This window comes from Paracoccus aminovorans (assembly GCF_001546115.1).
Classification (GTDB): Bacteria; Pseudomonadota; Alphaproteobacteria; order Rhodobacterales; family Rhodobacteraceae; genus Paracoccus; species Paracoccus aminovorans_B.
Genome location: NZ_KQ955208.1, coordinates 632,039 through 654,939, shown reverse-complemented (window position 1 = coordinate 654,939; position 22,901 = coordinate 632,039). Strand labels below are relative to the sequence as shown.

The 22,901-nt window shown below is 68.9% G+C and carries 24 protein-coding genes and 1 pseudogene; 13 read left to right on the top strand and 12 right to left on the bottom strand.

The window, feature by feature from the left end:
- Positions 1–195 precede the first annotated feature (195 nt).
- The 4 genes from ccoG to ccoS are packed head-to-tail and all read left to right on the top strand — an operon-like array spanning position 196 to position 4,487.
- The gene (ccoG, locus tag ASV56_RS03350) at positions 196–1,653 is read left to right on the top strand and encodes a cytochrome c oxidase accessory protein CcoG (RefSeq protein ID WP_062560787.1); all 1,458 of its coding nucleotides are present in this window, start codon (positions 196–198) and stop codon (positions 1,651–1,653) included.
- Positions 1,653–2,117 (top strand): FixH family protein, encoded by a 465-nt coding sequence (locus ASV56_RS03345; protein ID WP_062560786.1) that lies wholly within the window; start codon positions 1,653–1,655, stop codon positions 2,115–2,117. The genes ccoG and ASV56_RS03345 overlap by 1 nt, the downstream gene beginning before the upstream one ends.
- 1 nt (position 2,118) lies before the next feature.
- Positions 2,119–4,317 carry a heavy metal translocating P-type ATPase gene (locus ASV56_RS03340; RefSeq protein ID WP_062560785.1) on the top strand — a complete coding sequence of 733 codons (2,199 nt, stop codon included), beginning with the start codon at positions 2,119–2,121 and terminating at the stop codon, positions 4,315–4,317.
- Between the two features lie 11 nt (positions 4,318–4,328).
- Positions 4,329–4,487: a cbb3-type cytochrome oxidase assembly protein CcoS gene (gene ccoS, locus ASV56_RS03335; protein WP_017998038.1), complete on the top strand. Its 159-nt coding sequence runs from the start codon at positions 4,329–4,331 to the stop codon at positions 4,485–4,487.
- A gap of 682 nt (positions 4,488–5,169) precedes the next feature.
- Here the strand turns inward: ccoS and ASV56_RS03330 are convergent.
- Entirely contained in the window at positions 5,170–6,810 is a 1,641-nt protein-coding gene (locus ASV56_RS03330; RefSeq protein ID WP_062560784.1) for a D-alanyl-D-alanine carboxypeptidase family protein, read from the bottom strand.
- A gap of 308 nt (positions 6,811–7,118) precedes the next feature.
- On the opposite strand from ASV56_RS03330, the gene clpS reads away from it, so the two are divergent.
- From clpS to ASV56_RS03315, 3 genes are read left to right on the top strand one after another with little or no spacing between them, the layout of a single operon-like run.
- Positions 7,119–7,436 (top strand): ATP-dependent Clp protease adapter ClpS, encoded by a 318-nt coding sequence (clpS, locus tag ASV56_RS03325; protein WP_062560783.1) that lies wholly within the window; start codon positions 7,119–7,121, stop codon positions 7,434–7,436.
- 3 nt (positions 7,437–7,439) lie between these two features.
- Entirely contained in the window at positions 7,440–8,462 is a 1,023-nt protein-coding gene (locus ASV56_RS03320) for a methyltransferase (RefSeq protein WP_062560782.1), read from the top strand.
- The gene (locus ASV56_RS03315) at positions 8,459–9,268 is read left to right on the top strand and encodes an SDR family NAD(P)-dependent oxidoreductase (protein ID WP_062560781.1); all 810 of its coding nucleotides are present in this window, start codon (positions 8,459–8,461) and stop codon (positions 9,266–9,268) included. Before ASV56_RS03320 ends, ASV56_RS03315 begins: the two co-directional genes overlap by 4 nt.
- Positions 9,269–9,278: 10 nt before the next feature.
- Here the strand turns inward: ASV56_RS03315 and ASV56_RS03310 are convergent, their stop codons facing one another.
- The gene (locus tag ASV56_RS03310) at positions 9,279–9,695 is read right to left on the bottom strand and encodes a hypothetical protein (RefSeq protein WP_062562218.1); all 417 of its coding nucleotides are present in this window, start codon (positions 9,693–9,695) and stop codon (positions 9,279–9,281) included.
- Between the two features lie 79 nt (positions 9,696–9,774).
- Here ASV56_RS03310 and hemF point away from each other — a divergent pair, with 79 nt between their 5' ends.
- Both hemF and ASV56_RS03300 read left to right on the top strand, forming a co-directional pair.
- Positions 9,775–10,635 carry an oxygen-dependent coproporphyrinogen oxidase gene (gene hemF, locus ASV56_RS03305; RefSeq protein WP_062560780.1) on the top strand — a complete coding sequence of 287 codons (861 nt, stop codon included), beginning with the start codon at positions 9,775–9,777 and terminating at the stop codon, positions 10,633–10,635.
- On the top strand, positions 10,635–11,195 hold the full coding sequence (locus tag ASV56_RS03300) for a histidine phosphatase family protein (RefSeq protein ID WP_082724717.1): 561 nt from the start codon (positions 10,635–10,637) through the stop codon (positions 11,193–11,195). Before hemF ends, ASV56_RS03300 begins: the two co-directional genes overlap by 1 nt.
- Here the strand turns inward: ASV56_RS03300 and ASV56_RS03295 are convergent.
- The 4 genes from ASV56_RS03295 to ASV56_RS03280 all read right to left on the bottom strand — a co-directional run bounded on the left by ASV56_RS03295 (position 11,192) and on the right by ASV56_RS03280 (position 14,846).
- The gene (locus ASV56_RS03295) at positions 11,192–11,740 is read right to left on the bottom strand and encodes a sugar O-acetyltransferase (protein ID WP_253879854.1); all 549 of its coding nucleotides are present in this window, start codon (positions 11,738–11,740) and stop codon (positions 11,192–11,194) included. The two genes, ASV56_RS03300 and ASV56_RS03295, sit on opposite strands and share 4 nt — an antisense overlap.
- On the bottom strand, positions 11,737–12,096 hold the full coding sequence (locus ASV56_RS03290; protein ID WP_062560778.1) for an SUF system Fe-S cluster assembly protein: 360 nt from the start codon (positions 12,094–12,096) through the stop codon (positions 11,737–11,739). Before ASV56_RS03290 ends, ASV56_RS03295 begins: the two co-directional genes overlap by 4 nt.
- A 65-nt stretch (positions 12,097–12,161) precedes the next feature.
- The gene (locus tag ASV56_RS03285) at positions 12,162–12,896 is read right to left on the bottom strand and encodes a MipA/OmpV family protein (protein ID WP_062560777.1); all 735 of its coding nucleotides are present in this window, start codon (positions 12,894–12,896) and stop codon (positions 12,162–12,164) included.
- 102 nt (positions 12,897–12,998) lie between these two features.
- On the bottom strand, positions 12,999–14,846 hold the full coding sequence (locus ASV56_RS03280) for an ABC-F family ATP-binding cassette domain-containing protein (protein WP_062562216.1): 1,848 nt from the start codon (positions 14,844–14,846) through the stop codon (positions 12,999–13,001).
- 126 nt (positions 14,847–14,972) lie between these two features.
- Here ASV56_RS03280 and ndk point away from each other — a divergent pair, with 126 nt between their 5' ends.
- Positions 14,973–15,395, top strand: a complete 423-nt coding sequence (gene ndk / locus ASV56_RS03275) for a nucleoside-diphosphate kinase (protein WP_017998026.1) — start codon at positions 14,973–14,975, stop codon at positions 15,393–15,395.
- A 65-nt stretch (positions 15,396–15,460) separates the two neighbouring features.
- Here the strand turns inward: ndk and ASV56_RS03270 are convergent, their stop codons facing one another.
- From ASV56_RS03270 to ASV56_RS03250, 5 genes are all read right to left on the bottom strand, one after another.
- Positions 15,461–16,651 carry a cytochrome b/b6 domain-containing protein gene (locus tag ASV56_RS03270; protein ID WP_062560776.1) on the bottom strand — a complete coding sequence of 397 codons (1,191 nt, stop codon included), beginning with the start codon at positions 16,649–16,651 and terminating at the stop codon, positions 15,461–15,463.
- Positions 16,652–16,655: 4 nt separating this feature from the next.
- Positions 16,656–17,222, bottom strand: coding sequence for a thymidine kinase (locus ASV56_RS03265; RefSeq protein ID WP_062560775.1), 567 nt, complete (start codon positions 17,220–17,222; stop codon positions 16,656–16,658).
- A gap of 84 nt (positions 17,223–17,306) precedes the next feature.
- Positions 17,307–18,740 carry a DEAD/DEAH box helicase gene (locus ASV56_RS03260; protein ID WP_253879852.1) on the bottom strand — a complete coding sequence of 478 codons (1,434 nt, stop codon included), beginning with the start codon at positions 18,738–18,740 and terminating at the stop codon, positions 17,307–17,309.
- Positions 18,741–18,959: 219 nt separating this feature from the next.
- Positions 18,960–19,409 (bottom strand): D-aminoacyl-tRNA deacylase, encoded by a 450-nt coding sequence (gene dtd, locus ASV56_RS03255; RefSeq protein ID WP_062560773.1) that lies wholly within the window; start codon positions 19,407–19,409, stop codon positions 18,960–18,962.
- Position 19,410: 1 nt separating this feature from the next.
- A complete protein-coding gene (locus ASV56_RS03250) occupies positions 19,411–19,638 on the bottom strand; it encodes a hypothetical protein (RefSeq protein ID WP_062560772.1) in 228 nt (75 codons plus the stop codon).
- 89 nt (positions 19,639–19,727) lie between these two features.
- Here ASV56_RS03250 and ASV56_RS03245 point away from each other — a divergent pair, with 89 nt between their 5' ends.
- Positions 19,728–19,979, top strand: a complete 252-nt coding sequence (locus tag ASV56_RS03245; protein WP_017998020.1) for a DUF2312 domain-containing protein — start codon at positions 19,728–19,730, stop codon at positions 19,977–19,979.
- A 235-nt stretch (positions 19,980–20,214) separates the two neighbouring features.
- Here ASV56_RS03245 and ASV56_RS24310 read toward each other — a convergent pair.
- A pseudogene (locus ASV56_RS24310) lies at positions 20,215–20,735 on the bottom strand (transposase); the annotation flags it as partial.
- Between the two features lie 367 nt (positions 20,736–21,102).
- Between ASV56_RS24310 and ASV56_RS03240 the strand changes: the two are divergent.
- On the top strand, positions 21,103–21,687 hold the full coding sequence (locus ASV56_RS03240) for a (d)CMP kinase (RefSeq protein WP_062560771.1): 585 nt from the start codon (positions 21,103–21,105) through the stop codon (positions 21,685–21,687).
- A complete protein-coding gene (locus ASV56_RS03235; RefSeq protein ID WP_062560770.1) occupies positions 21,684–22,727 on the top strand; it encodes an NAD(P)H-dependent flavin oxidoreductase in 1,044 nt (347 codons plus the stop codon). Before ASV56_RS03240 ends, ASV56_RS03235 begins: the two co-directional genes overlap by 4 nt.
- Positions 22,728–22,901 lie beyond the last annotated feature (174 nt).

Genomic DNA, 22,901 nt, shown 5'->3' with positions numbered 1-22,901 from the left:
GTTTTTTATCAAACGCGAATCCCCGGGGGCGGCGCAAGTCGCCTTCGCGCATGTCCGTGGCCATGATGCGACAATGCGGCCCATGCCGGCCGCTGCCCGGCCTGTGTATAAGTCGCCCAGCCCCGCGCTTGACGCAGATCAAAGCGCCCCCGCGGCCAGGGCCTATACCCAAGCCACGCGCAACAGGAGCCAATCATGTCGCAATCCGACATCGACCCGCCACGTCTCTATGCCGCCCGCGAGCCGATCTTTCCGCGCCGGGTGCAGGGCACCTTTCGCAACCTGAAATGGGTCATCATGGCGGTGACGCTGGGGATCTATTACCTCACGCCCTGGATCCGCTGGGACCGCGGCCCCAGCCTGCCGGACCAGGCAGTGCTGGTCGACCTGGCAAACCGCCGCTTCTATTTCTTCTGGATCGAGATCTGGCCGCATGAGTTCTATTTCGTCGCGGGCCTGCTGGTCATGGCGGGGCTGGGGCTCTTTCTGTTCACCTCGGCGCTGGGGCGGGTCTGGTGCGGCTATGCCTGCCCGCAGACGGTCTGGACCGACCTGTTCATCCTGACCGAGCGCTGGATCGAGGGCGACCGCAATGCCCGCGTCCGGCTGTGGAACGAACCCTGGAGCGCCAGGAAATTGCGCTTGCGGCTGTCGAAATGGACCATCTGGCTGGTGATCGCGGCGCTGACCGGCGGCGCCTGGGTATTCTATTTCACCGATGCGCCGACGCTTCTGGGCAACCTGCTGACCGGCCAGGCGCATCCGGTGGCCTATATCACCATCGCGACCATGACCGCGACGACCTTCCTGTTCGGCGGTTTCGCCCGCGAACAGATCTGCATCTATGCCTGCCCCTGGCCGCGCATCCAGGCCGCGATGATGGACGAGGACACGCTGACCGTCGCCTATCGCGACTGGCGCGGCGAGGAACGCGGCAAGATCCACAAGGGCGAGCTTACCCGCTCGGACGGCGGCACCAAGGGCGATTGCATCGACTGCATGGCCTGCGTCAACGTCTGCCCGATGGGCATCGACATCCGCGACGGGCAGCAGATGGAATGCATCACCTGCGCTTTGTGCATCGACGCCTGCGACGACGTGATGGACAAGATCGGCAAGCCGCGCGGGCTGATCGACTACATGGCGCTGCGCGACGAGACCGCCGAGCGCGCCGGCGGCCAGCCGAAGCCGCTGATGAAGCACATCCTGCGCCCGCGCACGATCCTGTATTTCACGCTCTGGGCCGGCATCGGCGTGGCGCTGGTCGCGGCGCTGTTCATGCGCTCGCCGCTTGACCTCAACGTGACGCCGGTGCGCAATCCGCTCTATGTCACCATGGCCGACGGCGCGATCCGCAACACCTATGCGCTGCGGCTGCGCAACAAGCAGGCCGAGGCGCATGACTTCACGCTTTCGGTCGCCGGCCCCGGCGGCAGCGCGCCTGCGGGCACCCAGGTCACGCTGGAGGGCCAGCCCGATGGCCGGGTCAGCGTCGCCGCCGACAGCACCCAGACCCAGCGCGTCTATATCACCGCCGAAAAGGGCTCGGCCCTGGCCGAGGGTGGACAGGCGGAGTTGACGCTGTGGGTCGAGGATGCCACCGATGGCGTCAGGGCCAGCATCGACACGGTCTTTCACGGAAGGAGCGAATGATGGCGCGCGAACTGACCGGCCGGCATGTGCTGCTGATTACCCTCGCGGCCTTCGGCACCATCATCGCGGTCAATGTCTTCATGGCCGTCAAGGCGGTCGGCACCTTCCCGGGGCTCGAGGTCAAGAACAGCTATGTCGCCTCGCAGACCTTCGACCGCGAGCGCGCGGCCCAGCAGGCGCTGGACTGGACCGTGACGCCTGACTACGACGGGCGCGAGCTGGTGCTGGTGATCCGCGATGCCCAGGGCAATCCGGCCCCGGTCCGGACGCTGGACGTGACCATCGGCCGCCCGACCCATGTGCGCGAGGACCAGCACCCGGCCTTCACCTATGCCGGCGGGCTGTTCCGCGCGCCGTTGCATCTGGCGCCGGGGCTGTGGAACATCCACCTGGTGGCGACGGCGCCCGACGGCACGGTGTTTCGCCAGCGCATCGACCACTACCACGGCAACCGGGTGAACTGAGATGGCCGACGCCACCCTGCACGACCACGAACTGCGGCTCTCGGCCTGCCCGGCCTGCGACGCGGCGCCCCTGGCGCAGCGCCTGGCCGATGCGCGGGGCGGGCAGGCCGATGTGATCCTGTCGCTGCCGACCATCCATTGCGCGACCTGCATCACCGATGTCGAGCGGGTGCTGACCCGCCATCCCGGCGTGCGCGCGGCGCGGGTGAACCTGACCCTGCGCCGGGTGACGGTGGACGCCCCGGGCATGAGTGCCGCCGAGCTGATCCCGGTCGTCGAATCCATCGGCTACGAGGCGCATGAACTCGACCCCGCCGCGCTGTCGGCCAGCGCCGCCGACCGGCAGGGCCGCGACATCCTGATGCGCATCGGCGTCTCGGGTTTCGCGATGATGAACATCATGATCCTGTCCGTCGCGGTCTGGTCGGGGGCCGACGCCGCCACCCGCGACCTGTTCCACTGGATCTCGGGCGCCATCGCGCTGCCGACGGTGGCCTTTGCCGGCCAGCCCTTCTTTGCCAGCGCCTGGCGGGCCTTGTGCCACGGCCGGCTGGGCATGGACGTGCCGATCTCGCTGGCGCTGGTGCTGGCCTCGGCGATCTCGGTCTATGAGACGGTGCATTCCGGCCATCACGCCTATTTCGACGCAGCGGTGATGCTGTGCTTCTTCCTGCTGATCGGCCGCTACCTGGACTACCGCACCCGCGCCGTGGCGCGTTCCGCCGCCGAGGAACTGACCGCGCTCGAGGTGCCGCGCGCCTTTCGCCTGACCGCGGCGGGGGAGGAGCCGGTGCCAGTGGCCGAGCTGGTGCCGGGCGACCTGATCCGCATCCGCCCGGGCGCCCGCGTGCCCGCCGATGGCGAGATCACCGAAGGCCGCAGCGAGATCGACCGCGCGCTGCTGACCGGCGAAAGCATCCCGGTCGCGGCCGCGCCGGGCATGGCGCTGTCGGCAGGCGAGGTGAACCTGACCGGGCCCCTGGTCCTGCGCGTGACGGCGGCCGGGCGCGACAGCTCGCTCGCGCGGCTGACGGCGCTGGTCGCGGCGGCGGAATCGGCGCGCGGGCATTACACCGGTCTCGCCGACCGGGCCTCGCGGCTTTATTCGCCGCTGGTGCATCTGATGGCCTTCTGCAGCTTCCTCGGCTGGTATCTGGCCACGCATGACCTGCGGCTGGCGGTGAACGTCGCCGCGGCGGTGCTGATCATCACCTGCCCCTGCGCCCTGGGCCTGGCGGTGCCGGCGGTGATCACCGCGGCCTCGGGGCGGCTGTTCCGGCGCGGCATGCTGATCAAGGACGGCACGGCGCTGGAGCGGCTGGCCGATGTCGATTGCGTGGTCTTCGACAAGACCGGGACGCTGACCATGGGCGTGCCGCAGCTGGTCTCGCTGGCGCCGATCCCGGTCGAGGCCCGGCCGCTGGCCATGGCGCTGGCCCAAGGGTCGGGCCACCCGCTGTCGCAGGCCCTGGCCCAGGCGCTGGCCGAGGCGGGCACGCAGCCGGCGGCCCTGGACGACCTGCGCGAGGTGCCGGGTTACGGCATCGCCGGGCGCTGGCAGGACCGCGGGCTCCGGCTGGGCCGCGCCGACTGGCTGGGCGCCAGCCATGGCGACGCGCGGCTTTCGGCCAGCTGGCTGGACCTGGGGCAGGGTGCCCCGATCCGGCTGGAGTTTTCCGACCGGCTGCGTCCGGGCGCCGAGGCCTGCGTCGCCCGGCTGCTGGCGCGGCGGCAGCGCGTGCTGCTGCTGTCCGGCGATGCGGCGCCGGTGGTCGAGGATCTGGCGGCGCGGCTCGGCATAGCCGAATGGCGCGCCGGGGTGACGCCGCTCGACAAGGCCGAGGCCGTTCGCGCGTTGGGCAGTGAAGGGCGGCATGTGCTGATGGTCGGCGACGGTCTCAACGATACCGCCGCGCTGGCCGAGGCGCATGTCTCGATCTCGCCCGCCTCGGCGCTGGATGCGGCCCGCACCGCCTCGGACATCGTGCTGATGGGCAGCGACCTTGCCCCGGTGGCCGAGGCGCTGGACGTCGCCCGCCGTGCGCGCGCGCGGATCAAGGAGAATTTCGCGATTTCGCTGGGCTATAATGTCGTCGCGGTGCCCTTTGCCATCGCGGGTCTCGCGACGCCGCTGATGGCGGCGCTGGCCATGTCGCTGAGTTCGATCAGCGTAACGCTGAACGCCTTGCGGCTGCGCTAGGGAGAATTGCCATGGAAGTCCTCAGCATCCTGATTCCGGTTTCCCTGGGCCTGGGCACGCTGGGCCTTCTGGCCTTTGTCTGGGCCCTGCGCGGCCGGCAATACGAGGATCCCAAGGGCGACGCCGAGCGCATCCTCAGCCAGGAATGGGACGACCATCCCAAGCCCTGAGCCGAAAAGCGGGGGTATCGGCGCACCGGAAGCGGGGTAGGGCCGGACAACCGACCGCAGAGCTCCGGGGCGTCTCTCCTTTCTGAAAGCGTTACCTTCTCGCAGAGCCAACCCGGGCAAATCGCCCTCTCGGATGATCGTGGCACGCAAGGCGCGCGTTGCAAGTAAGCGGTTCGCCGTTTCGCACCATCATGCTTTGGGCGGTCTTCCTTCAGTCAGCCCGTGGCATAGCATAAGGCGCGTCTTATGCCGAACCGCCATCATCGCGTAATCGACCGGCTGCCTGCCGCCCACCGCCATGCCGGTCAGGAAGCGCAGAGGCTCAGGACCACATGCCGTCCCTGTCAGCTGCCGGAAAAGGTGCTGTGGCGCAAATCGTTCCGGACTCGGTCAGACTCGGCTTGGGAATGGGCATTTCTGGTCGAATCGCGTCGGTTTCGCGGTTGCCGGCCCAAGCTCTGCCATTTTCAGCAGCCTGCTGACGCTGCCGAAGTCCTGTGACCAAGCAAGCCAAGGAAATGCCGGTGCGCAAGCCGAAGCCCTGAGGCTGCCCGAGTCCGGCGGCCAAGCAAAGTGCCCGGAACAAGCCAAGGCGCTCGAAAGACAAATCCCGGCCTCTCGACCGGGACTTTGCAGCGCTCATGCGGATCAGAGTTCATCGGCCCCGTGGTCGATCCGGCAATCAGGGACCAACCACCGTGCAGTCCTGCTGCCGCGCGGCCAGGCGGTCACAGGCCAATTCGGCGGTCTCTTTCGCCATGCCGACGAAATTCGCCTCGAAGCCGCGCTTGGTATTGGCGACGCGGCTGACCGCGCTGCCCAGCGCGGCGCTTTCCTGCAGCGCCGTCTTCAACAGCAACTGTTCCGCCTCGCGCTGCGAGCGAAACAGGCCCAGGGTCACGCCCCAGCCCTTGCCGCCGCCGGTTCCGCGCGAGACGATCTCGGTCGCCTCGGGCGCGGCTTCCTCAGGCTCCAGCGAGGCTAGGATGATGGTTTCCGAACGCCGCTCGGGCGCAGGCGAGGCCAGCAGCGCCAGGCTTTCCGGCTGCGGCGCGGTGCTTTGCACGAACAGCGAGGCGGAGCCGGCCGTATCGGCGGGCGCCAAGCTGGCCGACCGGTCGCCGCGCGGCGCCGGGGCAGGGCGGACCGCGTCGATCCGGTTCGCGGCCGGCTGGCTTTGCACCGGCTCGGCCATCGCTTCGGAGGCGTCGCCTTCTTCCGGGCGCGCCGCGGGGCGGGCGGCCCGGGCCAGCACCTCTGGATCGACGGCGGCATTGGCGACGGGGCCCGCGCCGGGCTTGCGGTTCGGCCGGGCGCTGGCGGCCAGCGTGCCGGCATCGCCCGTGGCGCGCGAACCAGCCCTGGCCTGGGCGCGCGACACCGCCGCCGAGATCGCCGCCGGGGTCACCACCGCCGCGGTCGAAGCCCGCGCCACCGGCCGGTCCGAGGCCGAGAGCTGCACCGAGGATGCGGCGGCGCCGGGGCTCGTCGGCACCACGGTCGCGACCTGCACCGTGCGGCGCACCTTCTTCTCGGCCACGAGCTGCGGCGGGGCGGGCTTTACCTCACGCACACGGGTGGGGGCCTTTCCGAAACCGGCATCCAGCAGCTGCGCCATCACCGCGTTGCGATGCGCGGTCGAATTGCCGCCCAGCACCGTCGCCACGATGCGCTTGGAGCCGCGCTTGGCCGAGGCGGTCAGGTTGAACCCCGCCGCGCGGGTATAGCCGGTCTTGATCCCGTCCGCGCCCTCGTAGCTGTCGAGGAAACGGCGGTTGGTGCTCGACACCGTGGCGATGCCGGCATCCGCCGAGCGGCGCGAGAAGATCGAGTAATATTGCGGGAAATCGTAGAACAGCCGCCGGCCCAGGATCGACATGTCGCGGGCGGTGGAATAATGCCCCTCGGTCGTCAACCCGTTGGCGTTGCGGAAATTCGAGTTGCGCATGCCGAGCGCGCGCGCCATCTGCGTCATCTGCGCGGCGAATTTCGGCTCGGAGCCCGCCAGGCCTTCGCCGATCACGGTGGCGGCGTCATTGGCGGATTTCACTGCCGCGGCGCGGATCAGATAGCGCAGCTCGATCCGCTGCCCCGGCTTCAGCCCCAGCCGCGACGGCGGCTGCGAGGCGGCATGGCTCGACACCAGGAACTTGCTGTCCAGCCGCACCTGGCCGCGCTCGATGGCGTTGAAGGCCAGGTAAAGCGTCATCATCTTGGTCAGCGAGGCGGGATGCAGCCGCGTGTCGGCGTTCTGCGAATAGATCTCCTGCCCCGTGCGCGCATCCATGACGAAGGCCGCGAAAGGCGCCGCTGCAACGGCCATGGGCATGGCCCATGCCAATAGGATCATCAGTCCCAAGCGGACATTCTTGCTGATTCTGCTCACGGTCCCGGTCTTTCTGCCTCTGAGGGCCCGTTCATTATGCGGGCCCTTCATTAATAAAGTGACAATAACACGCATTCCTGCGCACGGAAACCGTAAGTTTGGGGCCGTGGCGCGCAATCTGCCGGCGGTTGCATGCCCCTTGCGGCGGCGCCCCCAGGGCGGGGCTTACCAACCGGGGGGAAAGTGCCTATATTCGGTCGCAGAACCGTTCCCATCCTGTTGCAAGCCTCGTGACCAGACCGCAGATGACCAACTCACCCGGAGACCGCGACGAGGTCGAGCTGGGGGTCAAGACCCGCCCCCGCACGAAACGGCCGCCGATGTACAAGGTGTTGCTGCTGAACGACGATTTCACGCCGATGGAGTTCGTCGTCCATGTGCTCGAGCGGCTGTTCAGCATGACCCACGGCCAGGCGATCGAGATCATGCTGACCGTGCATCGCAAGGGGGTGGCGGTGGTCGGCGTGTTCTCGCACGAGATCGCGGAAACCAAGGTGGCGCAGGTGATGGAACTTGCCCGCCGTCAGCAGCATCCGCTGCAATGCACCATGGAAAAAGAGTAGAAATTGGCTGGATCACGGCTGGAACTTGTCTTTGGCGGTGAGCCGCCCGAGGGTCGCCTGTTGTTGCTGGGTGCCGGCGCCGACACGGACCTTTTCCCTTTCGACGCCGCGCGGACGCAGGTCGTGCAGGGGTTCTTTCCCGACCACCAGGCGCTGAAGGCGCGGGGTTTCGATGTCGTGACCGCGGCCTCGGGCTCCTTCGACGCGGCGGTGGTGTTCCTGCCGCGCGCCCGGGCCGAGGCGCGCGCCCGCATCGCTGAGGCGGCCTCGCGGCTGTCGCCCGGCGCCGCGCTGTGGATCGACGGGCAAAAGACCGATGGCATCGACGCCGTGCTGAAAGAGATGCGCGGCCTTGCCCCGGTCGACGGGATCGAATCGCGCGGCCATGGCAAGATCTTTCGCCTGACGCTGCCCGAGCCGGGCTGGCTGCCCGAGGACTGGGCGGCGCAGGATCACCTGGCCGCGCCCGGCATGGTGACGCGGCCGGGGGTGTTCTCGGCCGACGGGCCGGACCCGGCCTCGCAGGCGCTGGCAGCGGCCTTGCCGGAAAAGCTGCCGAGCCGGATCGTCGATCTGGGCGCGGGCTGGGGCTGGCTCTCGGCGCAGATCCTGACCCATCCCGGCGTCGGTACGCTGCATCTGGTCGAGGCCGATGCCACGGCGCTGGATTGCGCGCGCCGCAACGTGACCGATCCGCGCGCGCAGTTCCACTGGGCCGATGCGCTGGATTTCCGCCTGCCCGAGCCGGTGAACGGCGTGATCATGAACCCGCCCTTTCACGACGGCCGCGCGGCCGACCCGCGCATCGGTGCCGGCTTCATCCGTGCCGCCGCCGGGCTGCTGACCGGGGCGGGGCGGCTGTGGATGGTGGCGAACCGGCACCTGCCCTATGAGCAGGTGCTGAGGGACAGCTTTGCCGATGTGGCCGAACTGGGCGGCGATGCGCGCTTCAAGATCCTGACCGCCACCGGCGCGCGTCGCGGCGGTGCTGCCGGGCGCGGCCAGCCGAAGGGACATAGAAGATGAGCCTGTCGATCCAGGGCAAGACCGCCATCGTCACCGGTGCCGCGCGCGGCATCGGCCTGGCCATCGCCCGGCATTTCGCCGCGGTCGGCGCCAATGTCATGTTCGCCGACAGCGACGAGGCGGCGCTGGAAACCGAACTGGGCGCCGATGCGGCGGCCGAAGGGCCGATCCGTGCCTTTGCCGGCGATCTGGGCCAGAAGCTGACGCTGGCCAATCTGGTCTCGGCCACCATCGACGCCTTCGACCGCGTGGACATTCTGGTCAACGCCCATCGCATGGTGCAGGGCTGCGATCCGCTGGCGGTCAGCGAGGACATGCTGGCCGAGATGCTGCGCCAGAATATGATCTCGGGCCTGCGGCTGTCGCAGATGGTCGCCAAGCGCATGCTGGCCCAGGTCGAGAGCGGCGACACCCCGCCCCTGCAAAGCGGCGCCATCGTCAACCTGACCTCGCTGGCCGCCGACTGGCCGCAGCCGCAGATGCTGGCCTATTCCATCGCCAGCGCCGCGCAGGCGCAGGCGACGCGCGCGCTGGCCTCGGCGCTGGCCCCGCAGCGCATCCGCGTGAACGGCGTGGCCTTCGCCAGCATCATGTCGAACAACATGCAGCTGAAGCTGCGCGAGGATCCCGGCCTGCGCGACCGCATGATCGCGGCGACGCCCCTGGGCCGCATCGCCGGCGCCGACGAACTGGCCGGCACCGTGCAATTTCTGGCCAGCGAGGCCTCGGGCTTCATCACCGGGCAGATCCTGCGCGTCGATGGCGGACGCAGCCTGGGCGACCCGCTGGCGCCCGGCGTCTATTGAGCCGCGCCTATCAGGACTTGTCTTCCTCGGGATAGGCGGCCTTGCAGGCCTTGACCGCGGCGGCCGCATTCGGGGTCAGCGCCTGCTTGCGGGCGGCGAGGTTGTCGCGCTTGCGTTCCTCGGCCGCCGGGTCGATCGGCACGCGGTAGCGTTCGGTATCGGCGACCTCGCGCATGCAAGTGCGGTTGACGATGCGCGCATTGCCGTCCTTGTCGCGGATGACATAGGGGCAATCGTCCCATTCGGTGCGGCTCACCGTGCGTTCTTCCCAGGCATAGCCGCGCGCCAGGTTCGCCTCGACCTCGGCCAGCAGGTTCGAGACCGTGCGGTATTCCCGCGTGTTGCGGCTGATGCATTGTTCCTGCGGGGTGCCGCAGGCTGCGACGACCAGGACAGGCATCAGGGCAAGCAGGATGTTGCGGGTCATGGCGGGGATCTCTAGTTGTTTGTCGGAAAGCATAGGCCTGCGATTTCGGCAGGGCAATTCACGAATGCAGGGACAAGCCATGGAGATGAGCCAAGAACGTCAGGAAGCTGCGGCCTGGTTTCGCAGCCTGCGCGACCGCATCGTCGCCGCTTTCGAGGGGCTCGAGGATCGCGGTCCCGGCAGCGCCCCGCCCGGCCGCTTCAAGGTGCGCGAGACCCGGCGCGGCGAAGACGGCGGCGGCGGGCTGATGTCGGTGATGCGCGGCGGCCGGGTCTTCGAGAAGGTCGGCGTCAACTGGTCGGCGGTGCATGGCGAATTGCTGCCCGCTGCGCGCCAGGCCATGGCCGCGCGCGGCGTGCCGGGGATCGAGGCGGACCCGCGTTTCTGGGCCTCGGGCATCAGCCTGGTCGCGCATATGCAGAACCCGCATGCGCCGGCCGTACACATGAACACGCGCATGTTCTGGACGCCGGGCGCCTGGTGGTTCGGCGGCGGTGCCGACCTGAACCCTTGCCTGGAAGTCGCCGAGGATACGGCGCATTTCCACGACACGCTGCGCACGGCCTGCGCGCCGCACGGCGCCGATTACTACGACCGCTTCAAGGCCTGGGCGGACGAGTATTTCTTTGTCCCGCATCGTGGCCGGGCACGGGGCGTCGGCGGCATCTTCTACGACGATCTCAACACCGGCGACTGGCAGGCCGATTTCGCCTTTACCAAGGCGGTGGGCGAGGCCTTCCTGCCCGCCTTCCTGCCGCTCGCCGAAAAGCGCATGGCCCAGCCCTGGGGCGAGGCCGACAGGGACGCGCAGCTGATCCACCGCGGTCTCTATGCCGAATACAATCTGGTCTATGACCGCGGCACCAAATTCGGCCTGGCCACCGGCCACGACCCCGAGGCCGTGCTGATGAGCCTGCCGCCGCTGGCGAAATGGGTCTGATGCCGGATCTGCCCGACCTCTACCTGATGCGGCACGGGCAGACGGAATGGAACGCCGAAGGCCGCATGCAGGGGCGGCTGGATTCGGCGTTGACGCCGCTGGGCGTCGCGCAGGCGCGGCGGCAGGCCTGGCTTTTGCGCGACCTGACCGGACTTGCCCGCTATGCCAGCACGGCCGGGCGCGCGCAGCAGACCGCGTGCATCGTCTTCGCCGGCGCGGATTTTCTAAGCGACACCCGACTGCACGAAATCGACATCGGCCATTTCACCGGCCGCACGGGCGAGGCGCTGCGGGCCGAGCATCCAGCGCTGTTCGCGGGCGGCGCGCTGGACTGGTATGACCGCGCGCCGGGAGGCGAGCATTTCGCCGGGCTCCAGGCTCGGGTGCGGGCCTTTCTGCGCGAACTGTCGGGCCCGGCGCTGATCGTCACCCATGGCGTGACCCTGCGCATGCTGCGGCTTGAGGCGATGGGCCTGCCGCTGTCGCGGCTGGCCGAGATGCCGGTTCTGCAAGGCGCCGTGCATCTGGTCAGCCAAGGGCGACACCGGATGTTTCTTTAGCTGCGGGCGGGCAGGGGACGGGCCGGGTTGCCGACCACGGTGGCGCCGGCGGGAACGTCGCGCGTCACCACCGAACCCGCGCCGACGATGGCGCCGTCGCCGATGGTGATGCCGGGCAGCACGATGGCGCCGCCGCCGATCCAGACATCGTCGCCGATGGTGATCGGCTTGCCCCATTCCTCGCCGGCGGCCCGGCGGGCAGCATCGCGCGGCCGGTCCTCGGTCAAAAGCTGGACCGCGGTGCCGAACTGGCAGCGCGCGCCGATGCGAATCTCGCAGATGTCCATGAAAAAGCAGCCGTAATTCACGAAACAGCCTTCGCCGAAGTGAATGTGCTTGCCGTAATCGACGTGAAAGGGCGCGCGCACCACGGCGCCGTTCCAGCTGCCCAACAGCTGCGACAGCGTGCGGGCGCGGGTCTTGTCGCCGATGATGGTGGCATTGTATTCGCGCATCAGCCCCTGGGCCGTCTTGCGCATGGCGACCAGCTCGCCGTCGCCGGGATCATAGGCGCGCCCGGCCAGCATATCCGCGAGCGCGCTCAAATGAACCCCAGCTCCAGCCGGGCCTCGTCGGACATCATGTCCATGCCCCATTGCGGCTGGAAGGTCATCTCGACATCGACCTGCCGCACGCCCGGGATAGCCTCGACGGCATCGGCGACCCAGCCCGGCATCTCGCCCGCGACCGGGCAGCCCGGCGCGGTCAGTGTCATGACGATGCGCACGGCGTTCTCGTCGTCGATGGCGATGGTATAGATCAAGCCCAGGTCGAAGATGTTCACCGGAATCTCGGGGTCGTAGACCGTCTTGCAGGCCTCGACCACGCTGTCATACAGCGGATGCTCGGTTGTCGAGGGCGCGATCAGCGGATCGCCTTCCTTGAGGGTTTCGTCGGTCATTGCGCCCGTCCTGTGAAAGCCTGGCGCTTATATAGGGCGTGCTTTCCGCAGGGTCCAGCCCGGCTCTAGAAGCGGAAGTTCAGCCGCCGCGCCACGCCGATGCTGACCGAGGGCTGGTTGCGCTGTTGCACCAGCGGCGAATCGCTGGCATCGCCTAGCAGGCGGCCATAGGTCAGCCGGCCCATCAGCGCGGTGTCGGGCATGAATTCATAGCGCGCCTCGACGCTGAGCCGGGCGATATAGGCGCCGCCCTCGGGATCATAGGCGCGATGGCCGCTGGAGATCGATTCGCTTCCGGTGACGCCGAAATAGGTATCGGTGAAATCGTCGCTGCCCAGGCCCAGCTCGGCCCCGGTCCACAGCGTCAGCCGGTCGTTGTATTCCATGCGGTATTTCGCGCCCAGTTCACCCACCACGCCATGGTGGCCGCCGAAGCCCTTGCGGATGGCGCCGTAGCTGGTCATGTCGCCCATGCGATAGGAAACCTTGAGCCCCGCCTCGCCGGCGATGCCCACGTCGGACATGCCGTGCAGGTCGGGATAGTCGCTGGCATCGCGCTTGCCGATATAGTTCAGCGACGGCAGGAACGAGAATCCGTCCGGCTTGTCGCGGTCGGCATCGGCATTCTTCAGGATGAACCAGGGCGAGGCGTCCAGGTTGTCCGAGCCCATGTATTCCGGGCTGTATTTCACCCCCAGCCCGGCATCGAAGGAAAAGCTGCGCCCGGCCAGCGATTGCGCCATGGCCGGGGTTCCCAGCGCGGTGGCAGAGAGCAGGGCGAGCGCGATCAGGCGGGTCATGGGCGAATCCTTGTCAACTTGCCCGAAGGCATTGGGCGAAACCGCTTCCCGGGGCAAGCCCGCGCTGCGGCTTGCCGGACGAAAAGCCGTGATGTGTGGCTTTCAGGCGCGCAGCGCGTCCTCGAGCCGTTCCAGCGCCTCCATCCACAGCCCCTCGGCGCGGGTCATCGCCTCGCTGGCCTCGGCATGCTTGCGGCCAAAGGCCTCGGCCTTCTGCGCGTCGTCATAGGTGGCCGGGTCGGCCATGATGGCGTCGAGCTTTTCCAGCATGGCGGTCAGCTTCTCGACCCGCTCCTCGGCGCGGCGGGCCTCGGCGCGCAGTTCCAGCACCTGGTCGCGCGAGGGGCGTTTCGCCGTGGGCTTCGGCTCGGGTTTCGCGGCGGGCTTGTCCTCGCCCGAGAGCAGCATCTTGCGGTAATCGTCCAGGTCGCCCTGCCAGGGCGCGACCCCGCCCTGATCGACCAGCCACAGCCGCTCGGCCACCAGGTTCAGCAGGTGCATGTCGTGGCTGACCAGCACCACGGCGCCGGTATAGTCGTTCAGCGCCTCGGTCAGCGCCTCGCGGCTTTCGATGTCCAGATGGTTCGTCGGTTCGTCCAGGATCAGCAGATGCGGCGCATCGATGGTCGCGAGCAGCAGCGACAGCCGCGCCTTCTGCCCGCCCGACAGCTGCCGCACCTTGGTCTCGGCCTGCGCCTCCATCAGGCCGAAGCCGGCCAGCCGCGCCCGCAGCCGGGGCGGCGTCTCGTCCGGGCGCAGGCGGCGGACATGGGCCAGGGGCGTTTCGTCCAGTTCCAGCTCATCGACCTGGTGCTGGGCGAAATAGCCGATGCGCAGCTTGCCCGAGCGGTTGATCCGCCCCTCCATCGGTTCCAGCCGACCGGCGAGCAGCTTCGACAGCGTCGACTTGCCCTGGCCGTTGCGACCCAGCAGCGCGATGCGGTCGTCCTGGTCGATGCGCAGGGCCAGCCGGTGCAGCACCACCCGGTCGCCATAGCCGACCGAGACCCCGTCCAGCGAGACGATGGGCGGCGACAGCTGGTCGGGCTGCGGAAAGCTGAAGCGGTGGAACTTGGCCTCTTCCGGGGCCGTGATCGGCTCCATCTTGGCCAGCATCTTGATGCGGGCCTGGGCCTGCACGGCCTTGCTGGCCTTGGCGCGGAAACGGTCGACGAAGCTTTGCAGATGCGCGCGCCGCGCCTCCTGCTTCTTCGCTTCGGCCGCTTGCAGGGCGCGCTTTTCGGCCCGGGTGCGGGCGAAGGTGTCATAGCCGCCGCTGTAAAGCACCAGCTTGCGGTCCTCGAGATGCAGGATATGGCCCACGGCGCGATTGAGCAGGTCGCGGTCGTGGCTGATGACGATCACGGTATGTGGATAGCGCTGCAGATAGCTTTCCAGCCATAGCGCGCCTTCCAGGTCCAGATAGTTCGTCGGCTCGTCCAGCAGCAACAGGTCGGGCTGCGAGAACAGCACGCCGGCCAGCGCGACGCGCATGCGCCAGCCGCCGGAATAGTCGCTGGTGGGCCGCGCCTGGTCCTCGGTCGAGAAACCCAGGCCGCGCAGGATGGTGGCGGCGCGGGCCTCGGCCGACCAGGCGTCGATATCGGCCAGCCGGGTCTGGATCTCGGCGATCCGGTGCGGATCGGTCGCACTCGCGGATTCCGCCAGCAGGGCGGCGCGTTCCTCGTCGGCGGCCAGCACCGTTTCCAGCACGCTTGTCGCGGTGCCCGACGCCTCTTGCGCGACGCCGCCGATGCGGGCGCGGGCGGGCAGGGTGATCGCGCCGCCGTCAAGGCCCAGCTCGCCCCGGATCAGCTTGAAGAGCGTGGTCTTGCCGGCGCCGTTCGGCCCCACGAGACCGACCTTGTGGCCGTCGGGAATGGTGGCGCTGGCCTGCTGAAACAGCGGCCGGCCGGCGATGGAATAGGAGATGTCGTCGATGCGCAGCATGGCCCCCGCATGGACGAAGCGCGCGCGGCCGTCAATCCTGCGCCCGCTTTTCAAGCGCCGCGTCGCATGGTAACCGGGCGCGCAATTCCGGGCCATCCCGCCCGGATCAGGAAAAGGACGACCCCAATGGCGACCGAACGCACGCTTTCGATCATCAAACCCGACGCCACCAAGCGCAACCTGACCGGCAAGATCAATGCCAAGTTCGAAGAAGCCGGCCTGCGCATCGTGGCGCAGAAGCGCATCCAACTGACGCTCGCGCAAGCCGGCCAGTTCTATGCCGAGCACAAGGAACGCCCCTTCTACGGCGAGCTGACCGAATTCATGACCTCGGAGCCGGTCGTGGTGCAGGTGCTGGAGGGCGAAGGCGCCATCCTGAAGAACCGCGAAGTCATGGGCGCCACCAACCCGGCCAATGCCGACGAGGGCACCATCCGCAAGGAATTCGCCCTCTCGGTCGGCGAGAACTCGGTGCACGGCTCGGACAGCCCCGAAGCCGCCGCGCGCGAGATCGCCTTCTTCTTCTCGGGCCTCGAACTGGTCGGCTGACCCGGCTTCTTTGCTCCGTAAATACCCGAAACGAAAGGGCCGCCCATCGAGGCGGCCCTTTCTTCCTACTGCCGCTTCGCCGTCAGATCGAAGCTGATCCCGACCGCAAATCCCACGGTGCTTTCGTCGGCATAGCCGCTGCCCACGCCGAAATCGCGCCGGTCCACCTGCATCCGGCCCTTGGCCGTCGCCATATCGCCCTCGATCACCAGATCGAAGGGCAGCTCCGCCGACACGGATTTCCCGGCGATGGTCAGCGTGCCGCGCGCCACAGGACCCGCGCCCTCAGCCAGGATATCCGCATCGAATGTCGCGGTCGGATGCGCGGGGGCGTTCAGGAAATCCGGCCCCTTGGCGCTGTCGCTGACCGAGCCCAGCTCCAGCGAGGCGATGTCGATGTTGACCGTCACATGCCCGGCCTGCTCTTCGGGATCATAGTCGATCGCCGCATCCCATGTGCCGAACCGGCCCGAGATCGGGCTGCCCGCCTGCACGACCTCGATGGCGAGCGTCCCTTGCTCGACCGCCCAGCCCGAGGCCACGGGCGCCGTCACGGCGGGCGCCGCGGCATCCTCGTCGGCGGCAGGCACCGCCAGGACTGCCGTTGCGCCCCAGATCGCCAGCGCGGCCAGCGCCGCCAGCAGATGCGACAGCAGGGCGGGACGTGCCGGCGGCGGCTCGGGCGCGCGGTCGGGATGGCCGGCCATGCGGCTCATGGTGCCGTCGCGGTCGATCAGCGCATGTTTCACGGCGCCCGCGACATGCAGCCCGATCAGCCCGGCCAGCACCCACCAGCCGGTCTCGTGAAAGTGCGCGAAACGCTCGGCCAGGGCGGCATCCTGGGGCACACCGGGCAGGCGCTGGCCCAGCGGCCACAGGATGCGGGAAAACCCGCCCGGCGCCGCCGAATGCAGCAGCCAGCCGGTCAGCGGCATGATGACCATGCCGACCCACAGCGCCCAATGCACCGCCTCGGCGACGAAGCTTTCCAGCCGCCGGCCGGGATGCAGCGGGCGCGGCTTCCGCTGGGTCAGGGTCCACAGGATGCGCAGCACCGCCAGGACCAGCACGGCCACGCCGACGGTCTTGTGGATCGAGAAGGCCCGGAACACCGCCTGCATCTGGTCCTGCGCGCCCGTCGGCAGGCTGCCGGCATAAAGCCCCAGGCCGATGGCGGCCAGGATCAGGACCGCGACGGTCCAGTGGAAAAAGCGGGCCACCCAGCCATAGGCGCGGGGCGTGTTGCTGGCTTGCATGCGGTCACTCCATCATTTCGCGCCAGTGCCGGCGGCACAGCGAGACATAGGTTTCATTCCCCCCGATCTGGACCTGCGCGCCGTCATGCAGCGCGCGGCCTTCTTCATCCTGCCGCACCACCATGGTGGCCTTGCGGCCGCAATGGCAGATGGTGCGCACCTCGCGCAGGTCGTCCGCCCAAGCCAGAAGCGCGGCCGAGCCCGGAAACAGATTGCCGCGGAAATCAACGCGCAACCCATAGCACATCACCGGCAGGCCCAGGTCGTCGGCGACGCGCGCCAGCTGCCAGACCTGGATCTCGGTCAGGAACTGCGCCTCGTCGACAAAGACGCAGGCGCAGGGACCCGCATCGGCGATCAGGGCGAAAAGGTCGGTGTCCGGGGTGAAGGTGGTGGCGGACTCGGCGATGCCGATGCGGCTGGCGATCTGGCCTGGCCCGGCGCGGTCGTCCAGCGCGGCGGTCAGCAGCAGCGTCTGCATGCCACGCTCGCGATAGTTATAGGACGCCTGCAGCAAGAGCGTGCTCTTGCCGGCATTCATCGTCGAGTAATGGAAATAAAGCTTGGCCATGTCGGCAGATAGCCGCGAGGGCCCGATGCGGGCAAGCCGCCGCCCACAGGCGGCGGCTCACGTTTGCGCGGGGTCAGGCGCGGCTCAGGCCGATTTCGGCGCGCGCGAGGGGCGGCGGGCCGGGCGCTTGCGCGCCGGCTGCTGGCCTGCGGGGCCGCCGCGGCCGGCCGGACCGCCGCGTTCGCGGATCTTCGCCGCCTCGAAGGGCACCTCGCCGCCGACCACCGGGATCGGCGCCTTCATGGCCTTTTCGATGGCGCGCAATTCGCCGATCTCGGCCGGGGCGCAGAAGGCGATGGCGCGGCCGTCGCGGCCGGCGCGCGCGGTGCGGCCGATGCGGTGGACGTAGTTCTCGGGCACGTTGGGCAGGTCGTAGTTATAGACATGCGCCACTTCGGGGATGTCGAGCCCGCGCGCCGCCACATCGGTCGCGACCAGCACCTTGGTCTCGCCGGCGCGGAAGCCGGACAAGGCGCGCTCGCGCTGGCCCTGGCTCTTGTTGCCGTGGATGGCGGCGACCTTGTAGCCCCATTTCTCCAGCAGCTTCGACAGCTTTTCCGAACCATGCTTGGTGCGGCCAAAGACGATGGCGAGTTCCTCGCGGTGCTTGGCCAGATATTCGGCCAGCAGCGTCGCCTTGTCGCCCTGGTTCACGAAATGCACGCCCTGCGCGATCTTGGCCGCCGCCTGGCCCGGAGGGTTCACGGCGACCTTCAGCGGATCGGTCAGATAGCTGTCGGCCAGCTCTTCCATCAGCTTCGGCATGGTGGCCGAGAACAGCAGCGTCTGGCGCTCGCGCGGCAGCATCTTGGCGATGCGGCGCAGCGCGTGGATGAAGCCGATGTCCAGCATCTGGTCGGCCTCGTCCAGCACCAGATACTTGGTCTGCGACAGGTCGACCGCGCCGCGCTCGATCAGGTCGATCAGTCGGCCGGGCGTGGCGATCAGCACGTCGACGCCGCGCTCCATGCGCATGGTCTGGGTGTTGATCGAGGCGCCACCGACGACGCGGAACTGCCGGATGGCGGTGCCTGCGGCATAGGCGTCGATGTTCGCGGCGATCTGCGTCGCCAGTTCGCGGGTCGGCGCCAGGATCAGCGCGCGGCAGGTCCGGGGCTCGGGCTTGCGGCCGATGTTCAGCAGCCGCGTCAGCATCGGCAGGCCGAAGGCTGCCGTCTTGCCGGTGCCGGTCTGCGCGAGGCCCAGCAGGTCGCGGCCCTCGACGATGCCGGGGATCGCCTTCTCCTGGATCGGCGAGGGCGCGTCGATGCCCATCGGCGGCAGGTTCACCGCCACGCGGGCGTCGATGCCCATGCGGGTGAAGGGGGTGTCGATATCGGGAATCGCCCGGCGGATGAACTTCTCCTCGGGCTCGTCGCGGTGGCGGCGGTGGTTGGTGGTCGGCTTGGCATTGCCGCCGCGGAAGGCCGGTTTCGGGCCGCGCTCGCCGCGGGGCTGGCCCGAGGCATTCTGGCGCGGCTTGCCCGAACGGTTCGGGCGGGTGGTGTCTTGCGTCATGTCATCTTTCGGCCATGCGGGCCGCGTATCGGCACGCATGACAAGGGGCCGCATCGCGTGCGGCTGGTTGCGAGGGGCGGGCGCGATACGCTATGCCCGCAAGCCTCCCCGCGTGAATGGGAAACCGGAAAAATGTGGCCGACCTGACGCGCAAGGGCGTCGCTGCTCACGCGGCAGCGGGCGGCAACTTGGTGCAGATGAGGGGTTTTGCACGAAAAGTCAAGTGCGGTCGGTGGAATCCATCCAGATCGTCACCGGCCCGTCATTGACCAGCGACACCGCCATGTCGGCGCCGAACGCGCCGGTCTGGACCGGCAGGCCCAGGTCGCGCAGGGCCTGCGCAAAGGCCAGGTACAGCGCCTCGCCCCGCGCCGGCGCCTCGGCGCTCGAGAATCCCGGGCGGTTGCCGGTGCGGGTATCGGCGGCCAGGGTGAACTGGCTGACCACCAGCACCGCGCCGCCGATGTCGGTGACCGAGCGGTTCATCTTGCCCGCCTCGTCGCGGAAGATGCGCAGCTTGGCGATGCGGGCGGCCAGTTTCGCGGGCGCGTCCTCGGGGTCGCCCTGCATGGCGCAGACCAGGACCATCAGCCCGGGGCCGATGCGGCCGATGCTGCGGCCCTCGACGGTGACTTCGGCGCGGCTGACGCGCTGGACCAGGGCGCGCATCTCAGCGGCCCAGCATGATGCCCAGCACCACGAACATCAGGCCAAAGACCGATGCCGCCAGCGCCGCCATGTTCACCACCACGACGCGGCGCATCACGGCCCGCATCTGCGCATCGTCGGTGACCCGCGCCTTGGCCCGCGCGGCGGTCAGGATGCACCAGGCCAGCGCCACCAGCCCCAGGGCCGTCAGCCCGGTTCCGCCCCAGATCAGCCCGTCCCAGATCGTCATCGCGCCCTCCGTTTGCCGGGCACGGCCTAGCGGCGATTGCACCCGCCCGCAAGACCGCCTAGACCCGGCGGCAAAACAAGGAGCGGATCATGCAGGACGACAACGCCTATGGCATCGCGGCCGGAGAGCTGCGTCAGTTCATCGAGCAATACGAGCAGCTCGAGGCGGAAAAGAAGGACGTGACCGAGCAGCAGAAAGAGCTGATGGCCGAGGCGAAGGCGCGCGGCTACGACACCAAGGTCATGCGCAAGGTCATCGCGCTGCGCAAGCGCGACAAGGACGACATCGCCGAAGAGGAAGCCATCCTCGAGATGTACAAGGCCGCATTGAACATGATCTAGCGCTGGGGAGGCGCCCAGCAGCTCGGGATCTGCCAGTGCCTTGCCCTGGGCCTGCAGGATTGAGGCATGATCTCGCTTCTGCGCGGTATCGGGCGACTGGACTGCCCTGGAAAAGTGGCGAGCACCGACTGGCGAACCAGGAGGTGCTCCATGCGAGGTGCCAGGCCTTGGTCCCTCCTCCAACCGCGCCCGGCTATCCGCTGTTCGGCGCGGAGCTCTTGCGCCGGTCTGGCCGGTCGGGCTGGGCGAAAGCCTGGCGGATCGCGGCAGCCAAGACAGTTCTGGCCGCGCGAGACATGGCAAGGACGTTCCATCCAGTAAACGCGACAGCGCTGCCAGGTGGCTTCGAAAACCCGGGCGATAGCGGCCTTGAGGCCGGCAAGGGTCGAGGCGGGGCACATACGGTCCAGCGGGCCGTTTTGCCGCCGAGGGCTGTTCACCAGCCGGATCCCGCCAATCAGGGAACGCAGGAACTCGATCCAGAAGGTCTCGGCTTGCAAAGGTCCGATAGCAAGACCGATGATCTCGCCGGCTGTTGGCGGCGACGGCGATCAGGCCGCGACCGGCACGATGCGGCCGCCTTGGCGCATCTGGAAGGTGGCGTCCAGCCAGAGATAGGCCATTCGGGCGGTTCAGGCGCTCGCCAAGCCTCTCGTCTTCGCCATAGGTCTTGAACCAGTGGCGCAGCATGGCTCATTCCCTGCACCGCTTCGACACGGTGCTTTTCGAGGTGCCGCCCATCGTCCGCCCCAGCTCGGGCATCGGGTAATTGGTGCGGCTGCGATGCGATGGGGCGGGCGAGAAGGGCGGCGAGGGCACCGGGGGCATGCGGATCCTGCCGGGGCAGGGCCTCACATTTTTTCCGTCACCTATCTCGGCTTGCCTGCGGCTCGGGGCGTTGCTAGGTTGCGGCACACGACCGGACGAGCCGGGCACAAGACGATCTCGGTGTGCAGGGCGCGGACATGGGAGCGAATTGATAAAACGAAGCAAGTGCCCTCCGGGAATGGTTCGGCCTGGTCTCGCCGTCCCTGCGGTCGGCACCATGTTGGCCGCGAGGCCGGGGCCTTGCCGGTCGGCCGGTCCCGCCAGATCCGGCTCTGTTTTCTAGGCCGAGGACGACATGCCCTTTACCATCGCCATCGACGGGCCGGCCGCTTCGGGCAAGGGGACCATCGCCCGCGCCCTGGCGCAGGAGCTGGGCTTTCAGCATCTGGACACCGGGCTCTTGTATCGTGCCGTGGGCGCGCTTGGCGGCGATCCGGTCGCAGCGGCGCGCGGTCTGGCGCCGGGGGATCTGACCCGCGACGACCTGCGCACGGCCGAGGCCGGCCAGGCCGCAAGCCGCGTCGCCGCCATCCCCGAGGTGCGGGCCGCCCTGGTCGATTTCCAGCGCCGTTTCGCCCGGGCCGAGCCTGGCGCGGTGCTGGACGGGCGCGACATCGGCACGGTGATCTGCCCCGAGGCCGAGCTGAAGCTTTATGTCACCGCCAGCGACGATGTGCGCGCCCGCCGCCGCGCGCTGGAGCTGCAGGCCGACGAAACCGCCATCCTGGCCGAGCTGCGCGAACGCGACGCCCGCGACGCCGCCCGCGACGTGGCGCCGATGCGCCCGGCCGGGGACGCGCTGCTTCTGGACACCAGCGACATGAGTATCGAACAGGCGGTGGCCCGCGCCATCGCCGCGGCGAGGAGGGCCGGAGCATGAGCATCTTGACCGAACTGACCGTACCGGTGCTGCAGGCGCCTATGGCCGGCACCGCGACGCCGGCGCTGGCGGCCGAGGTCAGCCTGGCGGGCGCCTTGGGCGGCATGGGCCTTGCGACCGTCAGTGCCGCGCAAGGGGCGGCGATGATGGCCGAGGTGCAGGAGCGCATCGGCTCGAACCGCTATCACGTCAACCTGTTCTGCCACCGCCCGGCCACGGCCGATCCGGCGCGCGAGGCGGCCTGGCTCGACTATCTATCCCCCGAGTTCCGCCGCGCGGGCGCCGAGCCCCCCGCCGCGCTGCGCGAGATCTTCACCAGCTTCCTGGTCGACGAGGCCATGCTGGCCGCGGTGGTCGCGGCGCGGCCGGCGATGGTCAGCTTCCACTTCGGCCTGCCGCGCGCCGACCAGCTGGCGGCGCTGCGCGCCAGCGGGGCGCTGCTCGCGGGCTCGGCCACGTCGTTGGCCGAGGGCGAGGCGATCCGCGACGCCGGGCTCGATGCCATCATCGCCCAGGGCTACGAGGCCGGCGGCCATCGCGGCATCTTCGACCCGGACGGGCCGGACGAGCAGCTTTCGACCATGGCGCTGATCGAGGCCCTGCGCCCCTTGGGCCTGCCGCTGGTCGCGGCGGGCGGCATCATGGACGGGCGCGATGCCGTGCGTTTCCTTGATGCCGGCGCGGTCGCGGTACAGATGGGCACCGCCTTCGTCGCCTGCCCGGAATCCGCGGCCAAGGCCCCGCATCGCGCCCTTCTGGGCCAGCCGGGGCAAGAGACGGTGATGACGCGGGCGATCTCGGGCCGGCCGGCTCGGGGCTTTCCCAACCGGCTGACCGCGCTTGGCGCCAGCGCCGAGGCGCCGCCCCTGCCGGATTATCCGATCACCTATGACGCCGGCAAGGCGCTGGCCGCCGCCGGCGGCACCGATTACGCGGCGCAATGGGCCGGCACCGGCTATGCCCGGGCGCGCGCGATGCCCGCCGCGGACCTGGTCGCGACTCTGGCGCGCGAGATCGCCGAGGCCCGCAAAACCGGCTGAAAGCCTTGCCTCGACGGGCAATCGCCGCTATATGGCGCCCGTCGGGACAAGCGATGGGGCCAGGACAGGCCGCTTCACATCAGGGTCGGGCGCAAGCCGCGACCCTTTGCGCTTATCCCGGATGACTACAAAAAGACCGGCGGAGCCAACCGCAAGGCCAGAAAACCGTGCAAA

What these genes read in the sequence shown, in the direction of transcription:
- ccoG (WP_062560787.1), top strand. Translation starts at nt 196, where the DNA reads ATGTCGCAATCCGACATCGACCCGCCACGTCTCTATGCCGCCCGCGAG.
- ASV56_RS03345 (WP_062560786.1), top strand. Translation starts at nt 1,653, where the DNA reads ATGGCGCGCGAACTGACCGGCCGGCATGTGCTGCTGATTACCCTCGCG.
- ASV56_RS03340 (WP_062560785.1), top strand. Translation starts at nt 2,119, where the DNA reads ATGGCCGACGCCACCCTGCACGACCACGAACTGCGGCTCTCGGCCTGC.
- ccoS (WP_017998038.1), top strand. Translation starts at nt 4,329, where the DNA reads ATGGAAGTCCTCAGCATCCTGATTCCGGTTTCCCTGGGCCTGGGCACG.
- ASV56_RS03330 (WP_062560784.1), bottom strand. Translation starts at nt 6,810, where the DNA reads ATGGCCGTTGCAGCGGCGCCTTTCGCGGCCTTCGTCATGGATGCGCGC.
- clpS (WP_062560783.1), top strand. Translation starts at nt 7,119, where the DNA reads ATGACCAACTCACCCGGAGACCGCGACGAGGTCGAGCTGGGGGTCAAG.
- ASV56_RS03315 (WP_062560781.1), top strand. Translation starts at nt 8,459, where the DNA reads ATGAGCCTGTCGATCCAGGGCAAGACCGCCATCGTCACCGGTGCCGCG.
- ASV56_RS03310 (WP_062562218.1), bottom strand. Translation starts at nt 9,695, where the DNA reads ATGACCCGCAACATCCTGCTTGCCCTGATGCCTGTCCTGGTCGTCGCA.
- hemF (WP_062560780.1), top strand. Translation starts at nt 9,775, where the DNA reads ATGGAGATGAGCCAAGAACGTCAGGAAGCTGCGGCCTGGTTTCGCAGC.
- ASV56_RS03300 (WP_082724717.1), top strand. Translation starts at nt 10,635, where the DNA reads ATGCCGGATCTGCCCGACCTCTACCTGATGCGGCACGGGCAGACGGAA.
- ASV56_RS03290 (WP_062560778.1), bottom strand. Translation starts at nt 12,096, where the DNA reads ATGACCGACGAAACCCTCAAGGAAGGCGATCCGCTGATCGCGCCCTCG.
- ASV56_RS03285 (WP_062560777.1), bottom strand. Translation starts at nt 12,896, where the DNA reads ATGACCCGCCTGATCGCGCTCGCCCTGCTCTCTGCCACCGCGCTGGGA.
- ASV56_RS03280 (WP_062562216.1), bottom strand. Translation starts at nt 14,846, where the DNA reads ATGCTGCGCATCGACGACATCTCCTATTCCATCGCCGGCCGGCCGCTG.
- ndk (WP_017998026.1), top strand. Translation starts at nt 14,973, where the DNA reads ATGGCGACCGAACGCACGCTTTCGATCATCAAACCCGACGCCACCAAG.
- ASV56_RS03270 (WP_062560776.1), bottom strand. Translation starts at nt 16,651, where the DNA reads ATGCAAGCCAGCAACACGCCCCGCGCCTATGGCTGGGTGGCCCGCTTT.
- ASV56_RS03265 (WP_062560775.1), bottom strand. Translation starts at nt 17,222, where the DNA reads ATGGCCAAGCTTTATTTCCATTACTCGACGATGAATGCCGGCAAGAGC.
- ASV56_RS03260 (WP_253879852.1), bottom strand. Translation starts at nt 18,740, where the DNA reads ATGACGCAAGACACCACCCGCCCGAACCGTTCGGGCAAGCCGCGCCAG.
- dtd (WP_062560773.1), bottom strand. Translation starts at nt 19,409, where the DNA reads ATGCGCGCCCTGGTCCAGCGCGTCAGCCGCGCCGAAGTCACCGTCGAG.
- ASV56_RS03250 (WP_062560772.1), bottom strand. Translation starts at nt 19,638, where the DNA reads ATGACGATCTGGGACGGGCTGATCTGGGGCGGAACCGGGCTGACGGCC.
- ASV56_RS03245 (WP_017998020.1), top strand. Translation starts at nt 19,728, where the DNA reads ATGCAGGACGACAACGCCTATGGCATCGCGGCCGGAGAGCTGCGTCAG.
- ASV56_RS03240 (WP_062560771.1), top strand. Translation starts at nt 21,103, where the DNA reads ATGCCCTTTACCATCGCCATCGACGGGCCGGCCGCTTCGGGCAAGGGG.
- ASV56_RS03235 (WP_062560770.1), top strand. Translation starts at nt 21,684, where the DNA reads ATGAGCATCTTGACCGAACTGACCGTACCGGTGCTGCAGGCGCCTATG.